Origin of the sequence: Sphingobium chlorophenolicum (genome assembly GCF_000722875.1) — a bacterium.
In the GTDB taxonomy this organism is placed as follows: Bacteria; Pseudomonadota; Alphaproteobacteria; order Sphingomonadales; family Sphingomonadaceae; genus Sphingobium; species Sphingobium chlorophenolicum.
Map to the genome: position 1 here is coordinate 1 of NZ_JFHR01000025.1, position 19,694 is coordinate 19,694.

Here is a 19,694-nt window from a genome sequence, read left to right on the forward strand (position 1 = left end):
GTCCTCTCACCCCTTTCAGTTTCGAAACTGGTTTCGACATTGTCACTCATCGTCACCTCGCAAATGCAAGGATCACCATCTACCAGATCGCCAAATCATGAAAATGTGGGGGATTTTTACCGCTTACGTTGAGCGGCGAAAGCAGACAGGCCCGCGTGGCAGTGAACCGCACATAATGGTTGTTGCCCCACATCTCGAGCGCGGTCAGCGCCCCCACACGGACAGGCAACCGCAACTGGGATTGCAGGCCGTGCAGCGCGCCCTGCCAGGTCACCGTCTCCTTCGGGCGCTTGAAGGCGCCTCGGCCGAGCGACATTAGCCAGCGTGATGACGTGTAATTCTGAAGATCCTGCGGCGTTATGCCGAGGGTCTTGAGATAGGCAGTGGTCGCGACGCTGCGGGGCTCCCAAGCATCGAGCAGAGACCTCAATTTCTCTGACCGTAATGAGCTCACAGTATATTTATGGAATAATTTTCAATGCCATCAAGCGAAAATTCGCCCCCGCCTTTTGCCGGTCGGGTTCCGCATCATCCGGCTTTGACGAGAAGGCGTTTCACGCGTTCTCCCGAATGAGTGTGCCGAACGCGTGACTGCTCATATTCCCGAACGGGAAGATTGGCTTGGAAATGGGCTGATGAGGGCAGAAAAATTCCCGATCGGGAAGATATGAAAGGTCGCTCGTTTGACGACTGCCTTGTGACGAACCCTTGGGATGTTCTGGTTCTCTCGGAAGATCTGTCACGTGATCGCCAGCCCCGCTGCCCTGGCGCCTGCCATCACGTATCGTGCTGTGTCGCAATGAATGCGCCGGAATCTACTCCATTTCCGATCTCGATCACCGGATGCACCGCGAGTGTCGCATCCAGACAAAAACAAGCAGCCGTTCGTCGGCGTGCTTCATCAATCTCCGATAAGTCGCTTCAGGCAGCGATATGGGATGAACGTCGACCGCCCGATCTTGACCGTTTCGATCTCACCGGACTTGATCAATTCGTAAAGCGTCGATCGGCCGATGCCGGTGAGTTTCACTGCCATGGAGACCCGCACGCTGATCGGCTCGGTCGGCAATGCCTGCTGGGCAGCGAGCGCCTCCCGCGTCGCCTGCCGCCGCTCATCTATGGTTGAGCCCCTCGTCATGATCTCGGCCGTGAGCAGATGGCAATCATCGCAGGATCCTTCGCGCCAGCCAGCCCTCGACGTCACCCTGCCGCCGGGCAAGGTCGAGTGGCGGCAGAGCGGATGCGAAGCGCGAGACGCCCGACCCATCGAAACTGTCGATGTCGGCCGCCGCGCACAGGCTGATGCGGCGCGCACTGTTGACCCGTCCGACATGGCAGATCGCACCGTGCGCGTGCGCAACGCGCGCCCACTGGGTCATGGTCGCCAGCTTCCAGCGCGTGTCGCCGCCGACGAAAACCCCTTCTTGCGGGCCTAGCAGACTGCGAACATGCCCGGGCTTCATGCCGTTCTGGACTGCGATCAGGAAGGTCGCGCCAGACAGTGTGCGACGACGCCGAAGCCGGTCGAGCCAACCACGCGAGAATTGCAGAGAGGCGAGACCGCCCATGACGATGTCGGGCACCACGATCCAGTCGGCATCCGCTCCAAGCCGCGCAACGGCCCTCTCGAACGCGGCGACATGAAAGGGCTCGCCACGCTGGAACGAGGTCCACGCGCCGTTGTCGAGCGCATAGCGGAATCCTTCAGTGCGAAGGACACCGCGTGCCGATACCATCAGCCGCCATCCGGCGGCACGCAAGGCGTCCAGATTGCGGCGTGTCCCGGTGCGGGAAGCGTAGGCGATCATCATCGCACCGGGACACGCCGCGAGCGCAGGAAGGCCCGGTCGCTTTCGAGGAATGCGGCCAGCATTGCTGGAATGAGTTCTGCAATCGGCTCTTCGCGCCCATAGGATTCTGCATAGAGCGCGGCATAGTCCTGCAGCATCTGATGCAGGTCTGGCGTGACGGTGATGGACAGCTTGATCGACGTCCTGTCCGGCAGCTTGGGAAGCTTGAGTTCCGGCATGTGTTCCTCCTAACCGCGCCACGGTGCGAGTATGAGATCGCGGTGCACAATCAGCCGTACCGGCGCGCCAGGCCGGATCGTGATGGTCGGCTGTATCTGCAGATTGCGGGACGTGATTTGATCGCCGGCGCGCGACACATTCTGCTGGGTGGATTCCCGGATCGCCTGGACGAGGTCGCTTTCGCCGGAGAAGGTCAGGTTCGCGCCCACGCCAAGCAATGTCGAAATCGCGACGCCCTTGAGCAGCGTCCAGGTGTGGAAATCCACTTTATCCGCGAGACCCGCATAGCCCGCCGGGTCGGTCGCCGGTACATTGTCGAGCCGGACCGAGCTGCCGTCCGGTAGGATGATTCGCTGCCAGACAATCAGCGCGCGCCGCTGGCCGAAGGCCACCACGCTGTCGTAGCTGCCGATCAGCCGCGCACCTTGCGGGATGAGCAGGATCCTGCCCGTCGCGCTGTCGAACACACGCTCGGTCACCTGGGCGATGATAAGACCGGGCAGGTCGGACCTGAGGCCCGTGATCAGGCTCGCGGCTATGAGGCTGCCGGCCGACAGCATGTTGGGCGATGCCGGCGGGGTGAGCCGGCCGGCATTGACGTCGCCGCCATTGTCGCGCGCAGCGACGAAGTCGGCTTTGCGCTGCTGTGCATTGGGGTCGCGATCGGGATCGATGGCAAGCCTCGCAGTGTCGGCTGCCGCTGGGGGCGAGGTTTGGGGCGCTTCCGCGTTGACAGCGGGACCGGCACGGTTGCCGGACTGCACCAGTAGACCTGATTCCCGAGCCACCCTCAGCTCCGCGGCTCGGCGATCACGTTCGGTAGCCGCGGCCTGATCGGCGCGAGCAGCGTCCCCTCCGGTAGTTTCCGTCGCCATTGCCCGCTGGTGGTCGAGGATTGGCCGGCCCAGATCGCCCGGCAGGGCGGGACCGAGTTTCGGCACGTCAGCATAGCTGCCGGGAAGCGCACCCAGCGTATCGGCGGGCGGCTTGGCGGCAATCGTCTGGTCGTCGGCCTGGCCCGCCAAATGCAGCGCTGCGGGCCGCAACGCGATCCAGGCGGTCGCGACCAGACCGGCAGACCCGAGCGCCGCGATTCCAACGATCGCACCTCGCTTGAACCTGATCGCCCGGACCGGCTGGGCGCGCAGCGCGAGCGTTTCCGGGTCCACCTTGGCCTGTGCGGCGCGGACGTCGGTCTCCGGCCGATCTTCCTCGCCACTCATGATCCCCTCCGCGCGCGTGCACCGTCCGCCACCCGGCTGATGCGGACGATCTGCTGGTGCTTCGTGCCGAGGCGAAGTTCGGCGATGTCGAAGATGCGGTCGACCACATAGAACCGGCCCTTCACCCGATAGTTGACGAGTTGGGCCTCGCCTTTGCGGTCCAGCAGGAAGATCGGCGGCGCCTCGCCGACAGCAAGCGTGGCGGGAAATTCGATGAAGGTCTGCCGCCCGTCGTCGAATGCGCGCAGCGGTCGCCAGACGGGCCTGTCGCCCGACACGGCGTAGTTGAAATGAAGCTGCTCGACCGCGATCCCGGCGGCGACCGGTGCCGCCGCTTCGGCCGCAGCAGCGGCGCGCTTCAAGGCGATCAGTGCATCCTGCGGATAGGTCCATGACAGCGCGGCCATCGCCGTTCGGGGGATGCTGGTCAGCGCGATGTGATAGCTGCGCCGGTCGGTGGTGATCACGAGGTTGGTGGCGAGGCCGGCGCTGAACGGCTTGACCAGCACATGCGTCCGCTTTTCGGTGCCCGATCCGCTGGTGGTATCGCCGATCACCCAGCGCACCGTGTCGCCGCTCGCCACGGCCACGAGCGTCTCGCCTGGCTGGAGCGCAATGTCCGTCACCCGCTCGGGCGCGGTGATGACATGGTAGATCGCGCCATCCGCGAAGGGATAGACCTGCACGGCATTCAGGAACCCCTGCGCGGCCGGCTCCATCGTCGCCAGTCGGTTGGCGGTCGCGACGGTCGCCTGGTGCGCGGTGCCATTGGACTGGGACGACGCCCAAACAGGTTGCGCGGCGAGGGAAAGGCAGGGTGCAAGCAGCATTGGCGCTGCAAGGGAGCGGATCATGGCTGTGTCTCCGGTTTGACGGTGGGTTGGGCAGCGAGGTTCGGATCGAGCGGCGAACCAAGCGGGAGATTGCTCGGACGTGATGGCATCCGCGGCGCGGCGGTTGTCGCCGGGGCCTCGAGTTCGCGGCTCCAGTCGATGGCATCGACGTAGATCCCAAGAGGGTTTCTGCGGAGCGTGTCGGCCGAAACCGGGGGTTTCGTGACGATGGTCAGGATGCCGGTCCAGTGGGCCGATCCCGCCTCGCTGCCGCGCTCGTGGGCGGTTTCGGTCCATTTAACCTGGAATGATCGGTCGGAGGCGCGAACGACGCTGGTCACCTGGACCGAGACCGTCCGTTCGCCGATCCGGGTGAAGGGATCGGCAGCGCGGGCATAGTCGTCGAGGAAGCGAGCGCCGCGATCCGTCACGAAGCCATAGGCCGACAGCCAGTCGCGGCGCATCAGCACCGGATCGAGCGAGATGCCGCGAACATTTTCGATGAACTTCGCCAGATGCCAAGCAACCTGCGGATCGGTGGGTTTGTATCCCGCTTCCGCTTCGGTCACTGCCCGGGCTTCACCGAGGCGATCGACCTCGACGACATAGGGTGTGACCCGGCTCTGGAGCGACTGCCAGATGAGCGCTCCCGACATGGCGCAGGTGAGCGTCAGCGTGCCGAACGCCATTAGCCGCCAGTTGCGGGCCTGGACGCGGGCCGATCCGATGCGCTCGTCCCAGAGCTGGCCGGCGCGTTGATACGGGGTTTCGGGCTGTGGTGTCCGTCCATAGCGCTGAACGGCGCGCTTGAAGATCATCAGTCGTCCCTTTCCTTGATGTCGGGAGTGGCGGAGGCGCCGCCGCGGTCGCCCTGCTGGAGCGTGTGCAATGCGATTTGGCGGTGGTGGCGAGCGTTCTGCTGGGCGCGCATCGACCGAGCCCAGGTGGGCGCTCCGTCGGCAGCTTCGCCGGCGCTATTGGCGGACAAGCCCGACGTTCGATTGAGTGCGGACCAGGCCGCGTTACGGCCTCGATCGGCGGCAGCGCCCAGGCCGAGGGTACTTTCCATCTTCTGTGCCGCAGCGCCCTTGGCTGCGGCAGCCATGCCGCCGATGCTCGAGCCGCCAGTCTCGCGGCCGAGCTGCGCTGCGGTCGACGCAGCCGATCCCATCGACGTGCCGGCACGGATTGCGCCCAATGCACTGCCGCCGATCGCGCGCGCAGCGCCCATCGTGGCGCCGCCCGCGAGCATGGTGACGCCTGCCGCGCCAACGGCCGTACCGAGCGCGGCGCCAGCGCCGAGCTGGGGCGCACCTGCAACTAGACCCGATGCGATGCCCGGACCGAAAATCCCGAGGCCGAACAGCGAGAGCGCCCCGAGCGCCAGGCTCATCGCGGCGCCGAGATCGGGCTCCTGCCCCTGCATCGAGGTCGTGAACTCGGCGAAGAAATTGGAGCCGATGCCGACGATGACGGCGAGCACCATCACCTTGATCCCCGACGAGACGACATTACCGAGCACGCGTTCGGCCAGGAAGCTCGTCCGGTTCCACAGCGCGAACGGCACGAGGATGAAGCCGGCCAGCGAGGTCAATTTGAACTCGATGATCGTGACGAACATCTGCACGGCAAGGATGAAGAAGGCGAGGATGACGATCGCCCATGCGAACAGCAGCACCACGATCGTCAGGAAATTCTCGAAGAAGCTGACGAACCCCATCATGCTCGACGCCTGTTCGAGCAGCGGCCAGGCGGCGGAGAAGCCGGTCGAGGCGACCCGGCCGGGCCTCAGCAGATCATCTGCCGACAGGGTTCCGCCGCCGGCGGTGAGTCCGGCCTGCGTGAACGACTTGAAGATGATGTCGGCGAGCGTCGAGAAGCTGTTCAGGATGAACGCGAACGCCCCGATATAGAGGATCTTCCTGAGGAAGCGGCCGATGACATTGTCATCACCGCCCATCGCCCAGAACAGGCCGGCGAGCGTGATGTCGATGCCGATCAGCGTTGTCGTCAGGAAGTGGACGTCGCCGCCCAGCAGCCCGAACCCGCTGTCGATGTAGCGGATGAAGGCCTGCATGAACCGGTCGATGACGCTGAGGTCGTTCACATGATTCTTCCGACAGGAGGGGTGCCGCGGGGCGCGCTGGGGAGCTACGCGTGCCCCGCGGCGACGGCGGCGGGAGGCGATGCCGCCGCCGCCTGGCCGGCGTCCGACTACTGGGGCGTGTAGGCGGTGCCGGTACCGAGAAACTTCTTCGTGGCGGCGCGTCCTTCGGCCTCGGCCTGCGCGCGGCGGGCCGCTTCCGTGGCCTCGGCGCGATATTGGGCAGCCATCAGGTTCTGGATCTGGAGTTGCTGCTTGGCCGTTAGCGCCAGGAGCTGATTGGTTGCCTGCTGCGCCTGGAGCGCCCCTTCCGCACCCTGGCTCTTCGCAACGATTTCGCCCAGCGTGCCGGCGTCGGCCTGGACGTTGGCGACGACCTGGGACTGGACGCCCATGGTCTGCCGGAAGGCCGCCTTTGCGGCATCGAGCCGGGTCGCCGCATCGATCACGCGCTGGTTGGTGGTCAGCGCCTGGTTGAAGTCATTGGGGAACAGGCGGCCGAATTGTTGGTCAAGGCCGTCGATCCGGAAATCGATTCCCTGGGCCTGTGCCATCAGCCGGTCGATCGCCTGCAGGTTCTGCGTAAGCTGCTGGAGCTGTGGGAAGTCGATACGCGTGAGGTTCTTCGCCTGGTTGATCAGCATCTGGGCTTCGTTCTGGAGCGACTGGATCTGGTTGTTTATCTGGGTCAACGTCCGCGCGGCGGTGAGCAAGTTCTGGCTATAGTTGCTCGGATCGAACACGGTGAACTGCGCGTGGGCGGGCGTGCTCGGCACGACCAACGCACCGGCGAGCGGGCTGAGGGCGCCCAAGCCCAGCACGGTCGCGACCAGATGTTTACGGGTGGGGACAGGCATCACACTTTACTCCTTGGCTTGGGGGACGGGAAAATCGGCGAGGAGGTTGGCGGCCCAGTCGAGGCCGGCTCCATCGAGGAAGCGGGATGCGAAATCCTCGGCGCCGTGCTCGGCCAGCAGCGCGTCGATGCGCGCCTGCGTCGCCGGATAGGAGGCACCGCATAGCGCCAGCGCAATCGGACCCAGGCCCAGTTCGAACAGGCGGTTGCCGCGTGCGGATTGCAGATAATAATGCCGCTTGGGGGTGGCGCGACTGACCAGCTCGATCTGGCGGTCGTTGAGGCCGAACCGCTCGTAGGCAGCACGGGACTGGGGTTCGATGGCCCGGTCGTTGGGGAGCAGGATGCGTTGCGGGCAGCTTTCGATGATGGCCGGTGCAATGCTGCTGTCGGCGATATCGGCGAGACTTTGCGTCGCGAACAGCACCGCGACGTTCTTCTTGCGGAGCGTCTTCAGCCATTCGCGGATGCGCGCGGCAAAGAGCGGATGGTCGAGGAATATCCAGGCCTCGTCGAGCACCAGCAGGGTCGGCCGGCCGTCGAAGCGTTCCTCAAGCCGATGGAAGAGGTAGGTCAGCACCGGGGCGACCACTCCGGATTGCCCCATCAGCGCCTCGGTCTCGAAGCACTGGACGTCGGCCAGCGCGAGATTCTGCTCGGCTGCGTCGAGGAGGCGGCCATAGGCTCCGTCGAGCGTATAGGCCGTCAGCGCGGTACGGAGCGCGTTCGACTGGAGCAGCATGGCGAGTCCAGTCAGCGTGCGCTCCTGGGGTGGTGCCGAGGCGAGGCTGCCGAGCGCCGACCACACGGCGTCCTTGACCTCGGGCGTGACCGTGACCTTCTCGTGCGCCAGCAGCGCCGCGATCCATTCCGCCGCCCAGCTACGTTCGCTTGGCAAATCGATCTGGCGCAGTGGCTGGAACGCGAGGGTTTCGCCGCTGTCTACGCCGAGCCCGAGGGCATGGTGTGCGCCGCCCATCGCCAGAACTGCCGCGCGCGCCGAGAAGCCCTTGTCGAAGACATAGACCTGGCCTCTCGCGTAGCGCCGGAACTGCAGCGCGATCAGGGCGAGCAGTACCGACTTGCCGGCGCCGGTCGGACCGACGACGAGCATGTGCCCGACATCGCCGACATGGGTCGAGAAGCGGAATGGCGTCGACCCGCTGGTCTGGGCATGGAATAGCGGCGGCCCGGCCAGATGGCGGTTGCCCGCCGGCCCTGCCCAGACTGAGGACAGCGGCATGAGATGGGCAAGGTTGAGGGTATGGACCAGCGGCTGGCGGACATTGGCGTAGGCCTGGCCCGGCAGCGAGGACAGCCAGGCCTCGACCGCGTTCAGGCTTTCGCGCACGCAGGTGAAGCCGAGGCCGTTGACGATCCGCTCGACCGCGCGGACCTTGTCTTCCACCCGCGCTCGATCGGCATCGGCGACGGTGATTGTGGTGGTCAGATAGCCGAAGGCAACATGATCGCCGCCGAGCGCCTGCAGCGCCAGGTCGGCATCGACCACCTTGTTGTCCGCGTCGGTATCGAGGAGCTGGACCGGCTGGTTGTACATCACCTCGCGCAGCAGCGCGGTGATCGACTTGCGTTTGTTGAACCATTGCCGCCTGATCTTTGTCAGCGCCTTGGTCGCATCGGTCTTGTCGAGCGCGATGAAGCGGGTGACCCAGCGATAGCCGAAATCCTGATGGTTGAGCGTATCGAGGACTCCGGGCCGGCTCAGGTTGGGGAATCCCAGCACCGTCAGCGTGCGAAGGTGGACATGCCCGAGCCGGGGTTCGAGGCCGCCGACCAGAGCTGTGTCGGCGAGCAACGCATCCAGATAGATCGGCGTCTCGGGCACGGCGACCAGGTGGCGGCGGTCGGAAACCGTCGCATGGAGATAGGTTAGCGTTTCCGCGTCGCCCAGCGCATGCACTTCCGGCATGAAGCCGGAGAGAAGATCGAGCACGCGATCGGTTTCGGCGATGAAGCCGGCTAGGCTCGCATGCCAGTCGCGGCCTTGCGCGTCGTCAGGCCGTTCGACCAGTGTTCGTCCGGCAGCGTCGCTGGAGTCGGCGGGCGGCAGCCATGCCAGCGTGCCATGATAGATGCTCTCGAAATGCTGGCCCTCGGCTTCGAACGCGGCACGCCTTTCCTGGTCGACCAGCCAGGATGCGGCGTCGGGAAAGACGCTCTCCGGATAGCCCAGCGCCTCGCGCCGCTCGGCCTCGAAGAACAGCGCCCAGCCCGTACCGAGCCGCTTGAGCACGTTATTGGCGCGCGCGCAGGCCGAGACGAGTTCGGCTTCGGTCGCGCTCTCCAGGTCGGGACCGCGGAAGGCGAAGCTGCGTTGGAAGCTGCCGTCCTTGTTGAGGACGACGCCCGGCGCGACCAGCGCCGCCCAGGGCAGGTGATCGGCGAGCCGGTCGGCGCGCGGCCGATATTCGGCGAGGCTCAGCACGCCAGATATCCCTTCTGGCGCAGGTGGCGGAGCAGCACGGGCGCGAAATCGGGATCGCGGCGCGCGGCGAACACCGCGACGCTGTGACCCACCGCCCATAGCGCGATCCCGACCAGCCACTGCTGGAGGCCCAGGCCGACCGCCGCCGCAATCGTGCCGTTGACGATCGCAATGCCGCGCGGCGCGCCGCCGAGCAGGATCGGCGATCCCAGGCTGGCGTGGATCGGCGCCTCGAAGCCCTCGATGTGGCTCATGCGACGAGCGCTCCGCCGCCAAAGCTGAAGAAGGACAGGAAGAAGCTCGAGGCGGCGAAGGCGATCGAGAGGCCGAAGATGATCTGGATCAGCCGCCGAAACCCGCCGGCCGTCTCGCCGAAGGCCAGCGTCAGCCCGGTCACGATGATGATGATCACCGCGACGATCTTGGCGACCGGTCCCTGCACCGATTCCAGCACCTGCTGGAGCGGCTGTTCCCACGGCATGCCGGAACCGCTGGCCTGGGCGGTGCCGGTCAGGGTGAGCGAAAGGCCGAGCATCAGCCCGGTCAGGAAAAAGCGGTCGCGGTTGGGAATGCGAAATGTGCGCATGTCAGTCTCCTTCGAAGTCGGTGGTCAGGGTTGGGGAGAGATCGACGACGGCGTAGGCGCCATCGGGGTCGAGGCCCGCGACGCGGGCAATCGTCTCGATGCGCCGTGCTGTGCCGCGGCCGGCGATGAAGACGATCATGTCGATCGCCTCGGCGACCAGGCGGCGCGGCACGGTGATCACGGCTTCCTGGATGAGCTGCTCGATCCGGTAGAGCGCGGAAGACGCGCTGTTGGCGTGGACGGTCGCGATCCCGCCGGGATGGCCGGTGTTCCAGGCCTTCAGCATGTCGAGCGCCTCGCCGCCGCGAACCTCTCCGACGATGATGCGGTCGGGCCGAAGACGAAGGGTCGAGCGCACCAGGTCGCCCATCGTGACGGCGCCCGCCCTCGTCCTGAGTGCGACCGTGTCGCGGGCGGGCGACTGCAGCTCGCGGGTATCCTCGATCAGAATGACCCGCTCATCGAGATGCGCCATCTCGGCGAGCAGCGCATTGGCAAGCGTCGTCTTGCCCGAACTGGTCCCGCCGGCGATCAGTATGTTCCGCCGATCGACCACCGCGAGGGAGAGCAGGCGCGCGGTTTCCGCCGGCATGATGCCGTCGGCTACATAGTCCATGAGCGTGTAGACGCGTGCCGCCGGCTTGCGGATCGAGAAACACGGCGCGGTCGAGACCGGCGGAAGAATGCCTTCGAAGCGTTCGCCCGCACCTTGCCCATGCGGCGGCAGCTCGGCCGAGACGATCGGGCGCTCGCCATGAACCTCGGCACGGGCGTGCGACGCCACCAGCCGGATGATCCGCTCGACCTGGGGTGCATCGAGTTTCACGTCGGTATCGACCCGGCCTTCGCCGAGGATATCGACGCGGAGCGCCCCGTCGGGATTGACAATGATCTCAATGACGCGCGGATCGGAGAGCGCGGCAGCGATCGCCGGCCCCATCGCGGTACGCAGCATGGCGCGGCGGCGATCCGCGGAAACGGTATCGGGTCCGGTCGGCATCATGGCCTGCCTCCCTTCGTTTCGGGCGTCGCCAGCGTGCGCGTGCCTCCGGCGATCTGGCGGCCGACCTGGGCGACGAAGGATTCGAACCGGTCGCGCCCGATGGCACGGCCTGCGGCATCGGCCTCGGGCAGCGGCGCCGTCACCATCAGCTGGTAGCGGACGAACAGCGACAGGCTTTCCAGCAGGACGTCGATGTCGCGCCGTGCGCCGTCGAGTTCGCGCGACAGCCTGTCGAGGCGAACCTTGAGGAGATCGTCGACTTCCCTGGTCCCGCGTCGCGCCAGCCAGTCCTTCAGCGCGTCGTTGACCAGCCGGCTCTTGTTGCTGCGGTTGCCGGCTGCGAGCGCCTCGAGTGCATCGCCGAGCTCGCGGTCGATATAGAGGTTCTGGCGAATCTTCATCGCCGCCTCACAGCCCGGGCAGGAGGTCGCGGTGGGCGCCCTCGTTGATTGCATAGCCACGGGCAACGGCGCTCAGGCCCTGCGCCTGGTCCATGGCGCGCTTGTCAGCGGCGACATCGTCGTCGTCCGGCACAAGCTGCGGATCGCGCGTTTCGGCGGCGTCGGTTGCCCTTGAAACCTGCTCGGGAAGGCCGGGATGGCGCTGCTGCTGCATGCCGCCATCGTCCTCGCCACCCGCGGCATCCTCGGCCTGATGCAGCCGGGCATCGATGCCGCGCACCCGGTCAGACCAGTCGTCGCTTCGCAGCTTCGGGCAATCGGCATAGGGGCCGTGCGCCAGCATCGGCGGCGGCGCCACGCGCGCGACGAAGTTGCGGTCGCGGAAATAGCGCAGTTTGCGCGCGCGGATCGGCGCGAGCCCGGATACGAGCACGAGTTCCTCGTCGGGCGAAAGCTGCATGACCTCGCCCGGCGTCAGGAGCTGGCGGGCGGTTTCCTGGCGGCTGACCATGACGTGCGCGAGCCAAGGCGCGAGCCGGTGGCCGGCATAGTTGCGCATGGCGCGCTGCTCGGTTGCGGTGCCGAGCGCGTCGGAAATGCGCTTGGCAGTGCGCTCATCGTTGGTCGCAAAGGCGACGCGGACATGACAGTTGTCGAGAATGGCGTTGTGCTCGCCATAGGCCTTCTCGATCTGGTTGAGGCTTTGGGCGATCAGGAAGGCGCGGATGCCGTAGCCGGCCATGAAGGCGAGGCTCGTCTCGAAGAAATCGAGGCGGCCCAGTGCCGGGAACTCGTCGAGCATCATCAGGAGCTGATGCCGGCGCGCGGAAGTGCCGGGCTGGTCCAGCCGCTCGGTCAGGCGACGGCCGATCTGGTTGAGCACGAGGCGGATCAGCGGCTTGGTGCGGCTGATGTCCGAGGGCGGGATGACGAGATAGAGCGACAGCGGCCGGTCGGCCTCGATCAGGTCGGCGATGCGCCAGTCGCACCGCGATGTGACCTCGGCGACGGTCGGATCGCGATAAAGGCCGAGGAAGGACATGGCGGTGGACAACACGCCCGAGCGCTCGTTCTCGCTCTTGTTGAGCAGTTCGCGTGCGGCGGAGGCGACGACCGGGTGGACCTTGGGATTCTTGTCATCGCCGAGATGATTGGTTGTCATCATCCGGCGGAGCGTGGCGACGAAGCTGCGCTGCGGATCGGAGAGGAAGGTGGCGACCCGCGCGAGCGTCTTTTCTTCCTCGGCATAAAGGATGTGGAGGATCGCGCCGACCAGCAGCGAATGGCTGGTCTTTTCCCAATGGTTGCGGCGTTCGAGCGCGCCCTCGGGATCGACCAGGATATCCGCAATGTTCTGGACATCGCGCACCTCGTCGATGCCGCGTCGAACCTCGAGCAGCGGATTGTAATGCGCCGACGCGGCGTCGGTCGGGTTGAAAAGCAGGCAGTGCGAGAACCGCGCGCGCCATCCGGCGGTCAGCGTCCAGTTCTCGCCCTTGATGTCGTGAATGACCGCCGAGCCCGTCCAGGAGAGCAAGGTCGGGACGACGAGGCCCACGCCCTTGCCCGAACGGGTCGGCGCGAACGCCATAACATGCTCGGGGCCATCATGGCGCAGATAGCGGCCGCCAAGTGTGCCCAGCATGACGCCGGCGTCGCGATGCAGTCCGGCGCGCTCAATCTCGCGGCGGCTTGCCCAGCGAGCGGAACCGTAAGTGGTGACGTTGCTGGACTGGCGGGCGCGCCACAGCGAGCCGAAGATTGCCGCGGCGCAGCCGACGAAGCCGCTGGCGCCTGCGAACATGCCCGCCCTATCGAAGACATGCGGGGCATAGGCGTCGTAATGATACCACCATGGGAACAGCGCCCAGGGATGGTAGATCGGCACGCCGTCGAGCCGGAACCATGGCGACCCCAGTTCGGGCTGATAGGCCAGCATTGCCGCCGCCCATTGCGTCGCGGCCCAGACGCCCGCGATCACGATCGCGAAGACGACAAGGATCTGGCCAATGAGCAATTTGGTGGGTGTCACGTCGAGGCTCCCGCCCGCCGGACAGGACCGGCTCGGGCGGATTCAGACTCGGTGACAGGCTCGAAAAACGGAACGGCGCTGATGGGCGCTGAAAGGTTCAGGCCGGCTCGTTTCGGCTAACGCGTCACGCCGATAGCCATCTGGCAGGCCTGTTTTCCCGTCCGAAAGCGTGACGATGCGAGGTTGATCGGCCGCACTTTGGTCAAGGGTGAGATCGATTTTCGGTGACCGACGTGCGTGAGACCCGCAACGCTCTATACATATCAATCTGGTCGCTGGTGCCGCTTCAAGCTTCCGCATTGATGCGTTGCCGGCTTCGGTATCCAACGCGGGCTTCTCTGCTTACAAGCCGGCGTCGCTCCGAAGCATTTCAAGGCGTTCGCGCGAGACGGTCTCGACGATGTCGCGAAGAGCCCGAACTGATCGAGACAAGGCGTCCAGATCGTCATTGCTGATCTCGTAACTCGCCGAATAGCGGGCTTCGACGTAGGCGCGTTTGAGTAGTTCGAAGCGGCGGCGGTCTATCCGTGTGGTGCGCGGCCAGGCTTCGATCAGCTGCGGTTTGCTGTCCTCGGCGAGCGAACGGAGAAACTTGATGTTGTGCGAACGCGGGAAATACAGAGTGCGGACGAGTAGGTAGCAGATGTAGGCCCGTTCTGTCGCTTGATGGAGCGAGAACGCCGCCTCCTTGCGCCAGCCAAGGTCGTCGACGCCTTTCAGTGCCTGCTCTTGCGCTGTCGTTAATGCCCTATCGGTGCTGGGCAACCATTCGGCTAGATACTTGCCTGCCATCTCATAGGCGTCGGCGGCTGTTAACGGCTTGGGCGTTGCGAGCGCGCTGCCCGGCAACTCATAGAGCACGATCCCGTCGCGGGCGATGTCGGTCCAGAAATACTCGCCTCGGCTCAGCGCCTGATTCACCTCGTCCAGGGTGTGGACGATGATATTCACCGGCCGCGTGATCGCAGTGTCGTGCAGGATCTTGTCCTCGGCGACATACCAGTAATCGGCCACGTCAGTGAGATCCGGATGGCTGACGATGACGAGCAGATCGAAATCCGACTGATAACCGCTTGCCGGCTCGTCCACCCAGTCGGTCCGCGCATAACTACCGAACAGGATGATTTTGAGGATGCGCCCGTTCTTCTTCCACGGCTGGTTCGCGCGCGAGATAGCATCGGCAAACTCGCCCATGAGCGTTTGCTTCACCCGATGCAGTTCGCCTTGCTGAACCGAGGGTAGATGATCGACGTCACTTCGCACGGGAGCGATTCTCGCTAGAGACCATGCACTTGGCAAGGCTTGACCACCTCAACGGGTACGCCGATGATCGCATGTCACGCACGAACGGCATCCCGTGCATGTCTCGCATGATCGCACATCCCTGGCCCGCCTCCCTTATTTAAGCCCGCTTATCTTAGCTCATCTACTAATTAAGTGAAGTGCTGATTGCTTAAATAAGGCGTGCTGTGCATATTGGCCTGCATGGTCGATCCAGAATCGAATCCGCGGCTCGGTCGCTTCGTGGAGACTCCCGTCGCCGGCGAGGTGGTAAGGGCATTCGTACCGCCCCCGCTACCGCCGGCACCGCCTATCGACGTGCTGGCGTTGCTCGACCGGCTCAGCCTCGCGGAGCGCGCCTTGGGTCGCCTCGACGGCATCACTATGCTGCTGCCACGCCAGGAACTCTTCCTTTACATGTACGTGAGGAAAGAAGCGGTGCTTTCGTCCCAGATCGAGGGCACGCAATCGACGCTCACGGACCTGCTTCGCTTCGAAACCGAGGCGCAGGCCGGCCAGCTGATCGACGACATCCGCGAGGTATCGAACTACGTCGATGCCATGATGTATGGTCTTGAGCGGCTGGAGGAGATGCCGCTCTCGCTTCGCCTCATCCGCGAGATGCACGAGCGCCTGCTGCAAAGCGGTCGAGGCGGCACCAAAAGCCCCGGCGAATTTCGCCGATCGCAGAACTGGATCGGCGGCACCCGTCCCGGCAACGCGTTGTTCATCCCGCCTCCGATCACGGAACTCGATGGCTGTCTCGATGCTCTCGAGCGGTTCATGCACGAGGAGGAATCCCGGCTGCCGGCGCTCATCAAGGCGGGTCTACTCCACGTCCAGTTCGAGACGATCCATCCTTTCCTCGACGGAAACGGGCGCATCGGCAGGTTGCTGGTGACGTTGTACCTGTGCGTCAACGGCGTGCTGCGCAAGCCGTTGCTTTATCTCAGCCTATATTTGAAAACGCACCGGAATGACTATTATCGGCTACTGCAGGAGGTCCGCGAGCGCGGCGCGTGGGAAGCCTGGCTCGACTTTTTCCTCGCCGGCGTAGCCGACACCGCCAACCAAGCCTTCGACGCTGCCACCCGCATCGTCGATCTGTTCAAGGAGGACCGCGAACGCATCACGGCCAAAAGCGATCGGCCCGGTTCTGCATTGCGGGTCCATGACCTTTTCCAGCAGAACCCGTTTCTCACTGCAAACCATCTGGTAGAACGAACGGGACTGTCGGCGCCGACGGTAAACGCGGCGCTCGCAGACCTCGAACGCCTTGGCATAGTCGATGAGATCACGGGCAAACGACGTGGACGGGTATTTGGATATCGCCGATATCTTGCAATCCTCAGCGAAGGTACGGAACCGTTGCAATCGCGAGCCGTGGAGTGACGTCTAGTCAGACCACCCGAGCGGATTCGGATAGCAGATGTCGGAGTCCGGAGATGCTTGACCCGCTTCCAAGCTTATGAGGAATGGCGAAACTCACGGAGTTCACCTTTGCCGGGCAGTACGAACCTCGACGGTCATGCCGGGAATCTCGATGATCGATGTGTCGTCAGGATTATCCCGACTTAGTTTGCGCCCTCGGCCCGGGGCAATCGCAGCAACGAACCCATCGCAGGCGGGGTCGTTCATTTCTTCGGTCAATGCATGCCAACTTGTCCACGACGCGCGAGTGTCATATCGTGTCTCCCCAGCGAACTGGCTGGAATGCCGCGCCATGACCAAGAGTTGGGGCGCAGAGTCGGCGGCTTCGCCCCAACCGTAGGTTCTCGAAATCTCCGCGCAGGTGCGACCATCGATCCAGTTGTGGACCTTGTCGACCCACTCGTTGCCCTTCGTCAGCAGGTTCTCCCTACGACTGTCGCGCTCTGCTAGGTTGAAGCCGTAAACATCGTACCATTTCATCTGCACGAACACGACAACGCCGGTCTGGCGATCCAGGACTACTGCGTCGGCGTCGGTCAGGGTCGATTTGTCTTTTCGACGCAGCTTAAGTCCCTTTTCGAGCACTTTGTACCGGGGCTCAGGCAGAAGCCGTCGCAGATCCTCACGAAAGACATTTTCGCGACCATCGACAATTCTGTCCCAGTCGCCGCGATAAGTGCGGCGAAGAAAATCGAGCAACCCGGCATGCGGATTCATCAGGCCGCCGAACATTGGTAGGAGAACGAAATGCTCCCCAGCGTCGATATAATACGGAAGCGGAATTTCGTGCCGCTCTTCGCTGGAGGCCGCGCCTTCCGCATCCAGCGTCAGCCCTGCCATCAACTGCTGCGCGCGTAGGTGATCATTGCCACGTTCGACCAGCACTTCGACGATATCGTCGCGTCGAGCGTAGATCGTCAGCAGATCGCGCATGTTCAGGTTGGGTTTGCGCTGGCGTAGTCGGCCAGCCGCGTCGATGTGGTGCAGTACCGTGCCATAGGCAGCGGTCGAAGCCTCGCTCCAATCGCTGAATGCACGTCCTCCAATCATGCCGCTCGCCGGTAGGGCTTCGGCTTCAACCACGCCGGCGGCCTGAATCCGCGCCTGCGCCCGGTAATGATCAACGAGGAACTGGTCGTTGTCATAGGCTATGAACCAACCCATGTGCGTCCGGCCGTAGCGGGTAAGCTTGCGCCGCACTTCCGGAAGCTCGGCCGCCAAAGTTGGCCATTGAGTTCGCATTGCCGCAGAGGCCCGGCCAACGGCAGCATGTTGCGCCTCAAGCTCTGCACACTCCTCGGTATCGGAGATCACTTCAATCAGGATTCGATCTTCGCTGACAATCCTCGCGGTCGCCATCCCGTAGCGCTCCATGGCGGCTAAGCGGATCGCAATTGAGAAACGGCCGCAGTCAAGAAGATGCTTATCGAAGGCCGGGGCCAATTGTGGATTGCTCCGAAACCAGGGGATTGGACCGGGTAGGTTGCGGACGGCCTCGAGAAGTGGGCGCAGTGCGGTCGCGGCACCGCGAAGCCGTATGCCGGGCTCCCCGTCGATGGGACTCCCAGCGAAGTGATGAATGTAAGCGGCGATATCAAGCGCCCGCACAAGCGAGATCAACATCTCGCGCTCGTAGCCCCGCCAGCTCTCCCGCACGCCAGTGACATAGCGATCACGCTGGACGATCAACCGCTTTTCGGCGGTCATCACGGTGTATGGATCGAAACGGCTGATGGTGAACCTGCACCAAGCCACTCCGGAACCCGCTGATCCTGGCGAAGACGCAGGCGCCGCCATTCCAGCGCGGCGAACACTTGTCCGGGATCGCCGGGATCAGCAACAGGTAGCGCCGCCGCCGTTTCGCGCGAGAAACGCCCGCTAAGCGCAGGATCTGACAGCCACGCTTTGTCCCACCAATCAAGAATCCGGTCGCGGGCGTCGAGCAACAGGCCTGCCGACGGCAGCCGGTCACGTTTCTGATGCTGGTTTATCCGCCGATCGCTCGGCATGAGATTCCACAGATCGCCGCAAGGCCAGGCGGTCCAGGGCAGGCAATGATCAATGTCCAGTCGCGCAAGTCCAAGCCTGCTACCTGACCAGACGCATCGGACTTCGACCGCGCCCGCGAACAACCTCTCCGCTGCCATACGGCCGAGGGTCGTGTCGCGGATCGGCTCCTCCCACGCGAGCGCCGCCTCTGCTTGGCCTATTGGCGACGGACAACCCATTCGCTCGCCATAATTCCGAATGAGACGCGTCCATTCGGCGATCAGGACGGGCTCAATCCAGGCACCGAGACGTGCCATCGCTCGCCAGACATGACCGGGAACACGAAGATGTCCCCAGGTGGACAAGATAGCGATGTCGAGCTGCAGCAGGTCGGCAGCGCGGCCTGCGCGGGCCTTCACCGCGCCGAACACGCGATGGTCAGAATTCGGAAAGCGGATGAAATTAGCCGGCATCGTCGCTATCGTCGCCGCCGCTTCGCCGATCGCGGCGTGTACGCTTCGAGCTCGGTCGCCGGAGAACGTCGCGCCGACCCGTAGCTCCTGGGGCACGAACGTCTGTTCGAGCAGCGCCCGGAAGCCGGTCTTGGCGAAACCCAATCCGTCGGGACCGCTATTTCGCGGCGCCTGTGGTAGCCCCGCGCGCACTAGCGGCAGATACATTCGCACCCAGAACAGAGCGACCAGACCCAGCGGAATGTCGATCGCATCGGTATCGTCGGCGGCCGGCACCGCGGTCGCCGGTGCGTGCTCGGCGATCCGCGCGACCGCGCGCAGCAGGGCAAGCTTGTAAGTCGACGACTTGTCATCAGCGAGGATGATGCCGCGGATCAGCGGCAAAGCGCCGGCCCCATCGTCCGGCATGCGAAGTGCGACCATTGTCCAACGAACATCGCTCCGCGCCATTACGTCGTCCTTATCGACCACGCGCAGCACTTCGACGCCATTGACCCGGGCCAGCCCTTCGACCTCGTTGAGAGAGACTGGATGCATCGGCCGATCAGCCGGTGCAGGACCGTGCCGCAGGGTCATCAGCATTAGACCGCCGGGCTTGAGCAACGTGATGAGCTTTCGAAAGGCACGAGCGCGATCGGCCGGCGCGACATGCTGCCAGACTGCGGACACCAGGATCAGGTCGAAGCCCAGGGCCATCCCGTGCACGGAAACGAGTCCCGGCATCCGGTCGTCAAGCCAGCGGATGCCGGGGGCCGGATGGCGCCGCTGCCCTTCCACGCGCATGCCGGCGGCCGGCTCGACCGCAACCACTTCATAGCCCTGGGTCACCAGCCATGCTGCGTCCCGGCCCGAGCCTGCGCCGACATCGAGCGCCAGCGGGCTGTTGCCCCTCGGCGCGATCAGCTCGCTCATTCCCGCATAGGATTCGAGCAGTCCGATCCGGTCATAGCGGTCCGCAAGCTCGGCTGCCTGCGCATCATAGACCGCGATCACATCGTCGCTCCTC

19 protein-coding genes are annotated in these 19,694 nt (G+C 64.5%); 1 reads left to right on the forward strand and 18 read right to left on the reverse strand.

What is annotated here, in order from left to right; genetic code table 11:
* Window positions 1-79: 79 nt before the first annotated feature.
* The 16 genes from BV95_RS11850 to BV95_RS11925 form a co-directional block, all read right to left on the reverse strand.
* Entirely contained in the window at window positions 80-430 is a 351-nt protein-coding gene (locus BV95_RS11850; RefSeq protein ID WP_234703169.1) for an AbiEi antitoxin N-terminal domain-containing protein, read from the reverse strand.
* A gap of 471 nt (window positions 431-901) precedes the next feature.
* Complete coding sequence (locus BV95_RS24870) at window positions 902-1,138, reverse strand: helix-turn-helix domain-containing protein (protein WP_051749738.1); 237 nt, start codon at window positions 1,136-1,138, stop codon at window positions 902-904.
* Window positions 1,139-1,163: 25 nt separating this feature from the next.
* Window positions 1,164-1,811 (reverse strand): hypothetical protein, encoded by a 648-nt coding sequence (locus tag BV95_RS11860; RefSeq protein WP_051749739.1) that lies wholly within the window; start codon window positions 1,809-1,811, stop codon window positions 1,164-1,166.
* Window positions 1,808-2,029 (reverse strand): DUF2274 domain-containing protein, encoded by a 222-nt coding sequence (locus tag BV95_RS11865; protein ID WP_037451877.1) that lies wholly within the window; start codon window positions 2,027-2,029, stop codon window positions 1,808-1,810. The genes BV95_RS11860 and BV95_RS11865 overlap by 4 nt, the downstream gene beginning before the upstream one ends.
* A 9-nt stretch (window positions 2,030-2,038) precedes the next feature.
* The gene (locus BV95_RS11870; RefSeq protein WP_037451879.1) at window positions 2,039-3,253 is read right to left on the reverse strand and encodes a TraB/TrbI/VirB10 family type IV secretion system protein; all 1,215 of its coding nucleotides are present in this window, start codon (window positions 3,251-3,253) and stop codon (window positions 2,039-2,041) included.
* A complete protein-coding gene (gene trbG / locus BV95_RS11875) occupies window positions 3,250-4,107 on the reverse strand; it encodes a P-type conjugative transfer protein TrbG (RefSeq protein WP_037451881.1) in 858 nt (285 codons plus the stop codon). The genes BV95_RS11870 and trbG overlap by 4 nt, the downstream gene beginning before the upstream one ends.
* Window positions 4,104-4,904 carry a conjugal transfer protein TrbF gene (trbF, locus tag BV95_RS11880; protein ID WP_037451882.1) on the reverse strand — a complete coding sequence of 267 codons (801 nt, stop codon included), beginning with the start codon at window positions 4,902-4,904 and terminating at the stop codon, window positions 4,104-4,106. Before trbF ends, trbG begins: the two co-directional genes overlap by 4 nt.
* Window positions 4,904-6,193 (reverse strand): P-type conjugative transfer protein TrbL, encoded by a 1,290-nt coding sequence (gene trbL, locus BV95_RS11885; protein ID WP_037451885.1) that lies wholly within the window; start codon window positions 6,191-6,193, stop codon window positions 4,904-4,906. Before trbL ends, trbF begins: the two co-directional genes overlap by 1 nt.
* Window positions 6,194-6,300: 107 nt before the next feature.
* Entirely contained in the window at window positions 6,301-7,047 is a 747-nt protein-coding gene (gene trbJ, locus BV95_RS11890) for a P-type conjugative transfer protein TrbJ (RefSeq protein ID WP_037451887.1), read from the reverse strand.
* A 6-nt stretch (window positions 7,048-7,053) separates the two neighbouring features.
* Window positions 7,054-9,492: a conjugal transfer protein TrbE gene (gene trbE, locus BV95_RS11895; RefSeq protein ID WP_037451888.1), complete on the reverse strand. Its 2,439-nt coding sequence runs from the start codon at window positions 9,490-9,492 to the stop codon at window positions 7,054-7,056.
* Complete coding sequence (locus tag BV95_RS11900; protein WP_037451891.1) at window positions 9,486-9,746, reverse strand: VirB3 family type IV secretion system protein; 261 nt, start codon at window positions 9,744-9,746, stop codon at window positions 9,486-9,488. The genes trbE and BV95_RS11900 overlap by 7 nt, the downstream gene beginning before the upstream one ends.
* Window positions 9,743-10,078, reverse strand: a complete 336-nt coding sequence (locus BV95_RS11905; protein WP_037451894.1) for a TrbC/VirB2 family type IV secretion system protein — start codon at window positions 10,076-10,078, stop codon at window positions 9,743-9,745. The genes BV95_RS11900 and BV95_RS11905 overlap by 4 nt, the downstream gene beginning before the upstream one ends.
* A 1-nt stretch (window position 10,079) precedes the next feature.
* Complete coding sequence (gene trbB / locus BV95_RS11910) at window positions 10,080-11,081, reverse strand: P-type conjugative transfer ATPase TrbB (RefSeq protein WP_051749740.1); 1,002 nt, start codon at window positions 11,079-11,081, stop codon at window positions 10,080-10,082.
* Window positions 11,078-11,482: a ribbon-helix-helix domain-containing protein gene (locus BV95_RS11915; protein ID WP_037451897.1), complete on the reverse strand. Its 405-nt coding sequence runs from the start codon at window positions 11,480-11,482 to the stop codon at window positions 11,078-11,080. Before BV95_RS11915 ends, trbB begins: the two co-directional genes overlap by 4 nt.
* Window positions 11,483-11,489: 7 nt before the next feature.
* Window positions 11,490-13,514 carry a conjugal transfer protein TraG gene (locus tag BV95_RS11920; protein WP_037451900.1) on the reverse strand — a complete coding sequence of 675 codons (2,025 nt, stop codon included), beginning with the start codon at window positions 13,512-13,514 and terminating at the stop codon, window positions 11,490-11,492.
* Window positions 13,515-13,856: 342 nt separating this feature from the next.
* Window positions 13,857-14,777 (reverse strand): HEPN domain-containing protein, encoded by a 921-nt coding sequence (locus BV95_RS11925; protein WP_037451903.1) that lies wholly within the window; start codon window positions 14,775-14,777, stop codon window positions 13,857-13,859.
* 222 nt (window positions 14,778-14,999) lie between these two features.
* Between BV95_RS11925 and BV95_RS11930 the strand changes: the two genes are divergently transcribed.
* On the forward strand, window positions 15,000-16,187 hold the full coding sequence (locus tag BV95_RS11930) for a Fic family protein (protein ID WP_037451906.1): 1,188 nt from the start codon (window positions 15,000-15,002) through the stop codon (window positions 16,185-16,187).
* Window positions 16,188-16,289: 102 nt separating this feature from the next.
* On the opposite strand, the gene BV95_RS11935 is transcribed toward BV95_RS11930, so the two are convergent.
* Together BV95_RS11935 and BV95_RS11940 are read right to left on the reverse strand one after the other, a co-directional pair.
* A complete protein-coding gene (locus tag BV95_RS11935) occupies window positions 16,290-17,933 on the reverse strand; it encodes a hypothetical protein (protein ID WP_037451908.1) in 1,644 nt (547 codons plus the stop codon).
* Complete coding sequence (locus tag BV95_RS11940; RefSeq protein ID WP_162179745.1) at window positions 17,933-19,681, reverse strand: class I SAM-dependent methyltransferase; 1,749 nt, start codon at window positions 19,679-19,681, stop codon at window positions 17,933-17,935. Before BV95_RS11940 ends, BV95_RS11935 begins: the two co-directional genes overlap by 1 nt.
* Window positions 19,682-19,694 lie beyond the last annotated feature (13 nt).